The organism is Kocuria subflava (assembly GCF_012163155.1).
GTDB classification, from domain to species: Bacteria; Actinomycetota; Actinomycetes; order Actinomycetales; family Micrococcaceae; genus Kocuria; species Kocuria subflava.
The window spans coordinates 1-535 of sequence record NZ_JAAVUN010000226.1; the positions used below are offsets into that span (position 1 = coordinate 1).

The 535-nt window shown below is 58.9% G+C and carries 1 protein-coding gene; it reads left to right on the forward strand.

Annotation, left to right across the window (positions count from 1 at the left end; all coding sequences use genetic code 11):
- Positions 1-166 precede the first annotated feature (166 nt).
- Positions 167-535, forward strand: a 369-nt coding sequence (locus GTW58_RS13885; RefSeq protein ID WP_209436603.1) for a cytosine permease, incomplete at its 3' end; no start/stop codon positions are given.

Here is a 535-nt window from a genome sequence, read left to right on the forward strand (position 1 = left end):
ACACCGCGGATCTCGAGGAATGTGAGGCCTCGGTTGCGGAGATTTAACACCGGTCACGGTCTCAGACATTTGGGTGAAACACTCATTGCCTTGACTTGAGGGGTAAGAAACACCGGTTTCGCGACTGTGTTCACAACGGTCACTGTGCTTCACGAAAGGCCCCACCATGAGCACCACAGAACCGCCTCGGCCGACCACGGTCGAGATTCAAACCGAGACCGCCGGTGGCGCTGTGGACACCTCCGTCCTCAGGCGCCGGAACTTTGATGAACGTCTGACCAATGACGACCTTGCTCCGTTGAAAGAGCAGAAATGGAACTGGTACAACATTTTTGCCTTCTGGATGGCGGACGTGCATTCAGTGGGTGGGTACGTCACCGCGGGTTCGCTGTTTGCCCTCGGGCTGGCCTCTTGGCAGGTCTTGATCTGCCTGATCGTGGGCATCCTGATCGTTCAGGTGTTCGCCAATCTGGTCGCTCGCCCCTCCCAGCAGGCTGGTGTGCCCTACCCGGTGGTGGCGCGGTTGGCCTTCGGC